The 3961-nt window shown below is 55.5% G+C and carries 1 protein-coding gene; it reads right to left on the reverse strand.

Going from position 1 to position 3961, the window contains the following annotated elements:
* On the reverse strand, positions 1-1849 hold a 1849-nt coding region (locus tag M0974_RS23085; RefSeq protein ID WP_297842341.1), incomplete at its 3' end, for a DNA primase.
* Between the last annotated feature and the right edge of the window lie 2112 nt (positions 1850-3961).

Below are 3961 nucleotides of genomic sequence, written 5' to 3' on the forward strand. Positions count from 1 at the left end.
ACCAGCGCACGGCGGGAATGCACGCTGAGAACGTCTGGCCTCCGGCGCTTAAACGATCATGCCGCTCGGTGAGCAACTCGTTGAGCAGCAACTGCTGCGCATGCAAGTCAGCCGGGTGAGGCATCACCTTTAGACGCGGATCGTCCAGTACGTTTTTGTCCCCAGTAAGCTTGCGTGGTAGATGCACAGCATCGAAGGGTGCTGCCTGGTGCCATGAATTTTGCTGAAGAGTCGCGTTTAGGCGATCCAGCGCAGTCTGGTCAAACAGGTATTCATTACTATTTAAAGTTTGCCAAGCCTCCTCATCGCAAGGCAGTTCGCCACGATGCGCGCCGTGATAAGCAAGCCTTCTGGCCAATGCTGCGCGCGGAAGAACATCGTCGAGGTACAAGCTGCGTTGTATGGGCGGCTTAGCATCATTGGATACTGCCAGCATCCCTTGAAGCTGCTGCGCCCATGGCAACTGGCTGTCAATGAGCCGTATCGCAGGCACGCTAGGCAAACGGTGGCCGTAGAGTCGCTTAACGGCGAGGGCAGTTCTAAATAAAGCCCTTTCGCGGGTGGTCGCAGCCAACTGATTCCAGCGGGATGCCTGAAGTTCTGATGCGTCTTGACTTCCCAGTTCAGCTGCGAGAAGCAGGCCTTCGGCCGGCAGTTCGAAGCTCCGCAACCAAGCGGCGGCTTCCTCGGACGAGGCCAAGTTGCGCAGACTAGTGTCGGGGTCTTTGCCCAAGGCAGGATCAGTTCGCCAGGGCAGTCCTACCCAACGCAGATCCACACCTTGGAGGTCAAGCAGTCTGCGCACCAAGCGACTGGCACCACCGAAACCGGCGGAGTCGCTGTCTAGAAAAACGCTGTACACCAACTCGCCTTTGCCGGGTGCGTTCTCCGCTAGCGCTTTCAGCAGCCCCAGTTGTTGATTGCTCAGGCTGATACCCATCAGCGCTACTGCGGGCTTACCCAACTCCAGAAGGCGTAGCGCATCCAGAAAGCCCTCAACCAGATAAAGCGTGGCCTGTTGGTTATTCTTTAATGCATCTTTGACGGCTTTGAATGCATCCGTCGCATTGAATAGATGATTGCTCTTATCGAAGCCCGACGTTAGCATGTATTTCGCGACACCTTCTGGGGGCACATTCTGTAGCGCGCGACCCGCAAAGCCGCTTACTTTGGGCTTATTGGCATCGGAGCTACGAATGGGGATGATCACGCGTCCATCATAAAAACAGTCTTGAAACTGGTCGAGCAAATCCAGCTTCCATTGGCTAGAAGAGGATCGGGAGCGCAAGCGTTTGATCAGCCCAAGACTCTCCAGCCCGTCAAGCAACTCGATACGTTCGCCTAAATCCTTGCTCTGCAAGGCTTCAACCAAGACACTGCGCGTGACGCAACGCAGCCCTTGGCGGTAGAGAAACTCATCATTGAAATCACGTTCAAAGCACCAAGACTTGAACCGCTCGGCGTCGTGTCGCTCATCAAAAGTGCGTAGCGCAAAGTCCAGCGCGGTTTCGCTGGTAGCTTTTCGCTCGTCCCGTCGCACGGACCTCAGGCGCAAGGGCTTGGCGCCGAATTGCTGGGCCAGCCACGCTACAGCCGGCAGGAATTCCAGCCCTTCAACTTGCTTGACTAGGTCAATGGCAGTGCCATGGGTACCACAAGCAAAACAATGAAAGTGCGCGGGGGAAGTGCCATCAGCTGGATACAGAGTCAGCGACGGTCGTGTGTCTTGGTGAAACGGACAAAGTGCCAGAGTCTGCGAGCCGCGCCGCTCGGCGTCTATACCAAGTCGTCTTACTACTTCCTCCAGTGGTGCCTTGCTCAGAAGGTCACTGATATCGTATCGATCCACGTATTTCCTAGATTTTTCGTTCTTGTTTTTGAATGGGAGGTCTCAAAAATCCTTAAGCGTCCGGTATGGCCGAACTCGGTCATAACCATAGAGCATAACATCTTGCCGATCTGGAAAATACGCGAAATCTCACTAGCAAAAATGGTGGTGCCTGAATGAAACCTCCAAAAAGGGCGACAGCGCCAAAAAGAACACACCAGCGGCTTCCCCTGACTCAGACGCCCTTCGCTACCAGGCCCCTGGCCACGTGGCTCTTCAGGTTAGCGCTGTTGGCTGTTGGCACTGCAAGCCAAGCTATACAGGAAAATTACAGCAATTCAATTGAGTGGCGGCTTCGGCCGGAAGCGGTACTTCGCCGCCCCTAGGTTGACGGTCACAGCCCTAGCTGGGTGCTGGCTGTAACCCATGGGAACAAGTGGCGGCGTTTTATGCGATTGCGTTGCGGCGGTCAGTGAGAGCAGGTGGCGGCGACTTATTAGATTGGGTGGCGGCAGTGATGAGAATATTCACCCAACTGCAGGTGGACGTCGACCTGCAGCTGATCGACGGCCGATGCCCGATGTCGGCCGGCAGCGCCGGTGCGCTAGCCAAGCGAATCCATGCAGGAGAATAGGTGTCCGGTTTGGCATGTCATTGGATTTCCGGCTTGACGTGAGAATTGCTGTCCGGCTTGATGGAAATATTCAACTATCCGTCAACGCGAAAAGCCCAACCTGTGAAGGCTGAACTTTCCGGTACAACTCGTGTTTTGGCCCCGACCTTGGACTAGCCAAGGACCTGCGAATTAACAGTCCGTAACTCTTGCTGTCGAAAAATGGCAATTTGCGGCGTACGTGGCGTGGCAGAAATAATGATCGGTGATCGCCGGCCAATTCTCAGTCGCTCTGATGTCCGTCGGACACAGGGGTTTCAAAGGGGATTCCCCTTTGGCACGCAATATGAATACATAATCCGCAGGATTTTGTAATCATATTTGTCGTGCCTACAAAACCGGAATATCCCTTGCAATGATGGTTGTTTTAGGTTGGAGATGGTTGGATTTCGGTTGGACGAGGTTGGATTAGGGTTGGATTAGGGTTGGACGAGGTTGGATTATGGTTGGATGAGGTTGGATTAGGGTTGGACCAGGTTGTTTTAAGGTTGTTTTGGTTGTTCGAAGGTTGCTCTCGGTTGCAATTGCTGCGTGGATAAATAATCAACGATGAAAGTGGTTCGTTCGAACAACGGTCTCATCTCGGGACTTGTCCGTGTCAGTCCAATCGCGTTCACGACGATCTGGCTGCCGCTTTTACTTTAACGAACATCGGAAAGGGCGATTTGAGGCCCGCTAGGGCTGGAGCGAAGCGGAACCCTTTCGCGTCGCAGCTGCATGCAGGAGCGTTCTGGCCGGTCGTCCCGGCCAGCGACGATGCAGATGGTTCGGAACAGCGACGATCTCTTTTAAATCGGCTGAAACGGTACCAGCATCCGGGCCAGGACCACACGCAAGCGCGCCGTTCGTCGATGGCGCTTTCTCTGCCTTTGCCCATAACAGCCCCGCTCTTCGCTCCCGCGCTCCATGACGAGAATGGTGAGCCTCCCGATCCGCCGACTTCGGACACATGATGATGTGGTAGCACGGCCAGACCGGCTGCATACGTCCGCCCTGGATGGCCGGCGCTTCGCAGGTGACGTCACCTGATCGCTACGCAAACATAGAGACTTTACCTCACACGCCAACAGCGCATTCCTGCATAGCGCGGTGAACCGCGTCGTTTTCCTCCAGCCGAAAGTGATCAAGGCCGATCGCGATTTCGACACCAAGCCTGCCGGCCGCACGCGCCGAATCACGGGACAAACACCACGTCACGCACATCGCCTTTGGCGCCGGTTTCTGCGCGTTTTTGGCTTTTTGACGACCGTGGCCAAGTCGCTCGATGCGGTCTTTTTCACGGCCAGGCCGTGGCCGCGTCGCCTTGATATTGGGTCGGGAGGCGATGCCCCTCACTAGCGCGAGCGAAGGATTCGAGCGACGAACGCGATCCGTGTGCCGGACCGCGTCCGGGAAAAAACGTGTGGGGATGCTCCCCACACCCCACGAAAATAAGCACACACATTACGCACGAGACGTGA

The organism is Pseudomonas sp. (assembly GCF_026224925.1).
GTDB lineage: Bacteria > Pseudomonadota > Gammaproteobacteria > Pseudomonadales > Pseudomonadaceae > Aquipseudomonas.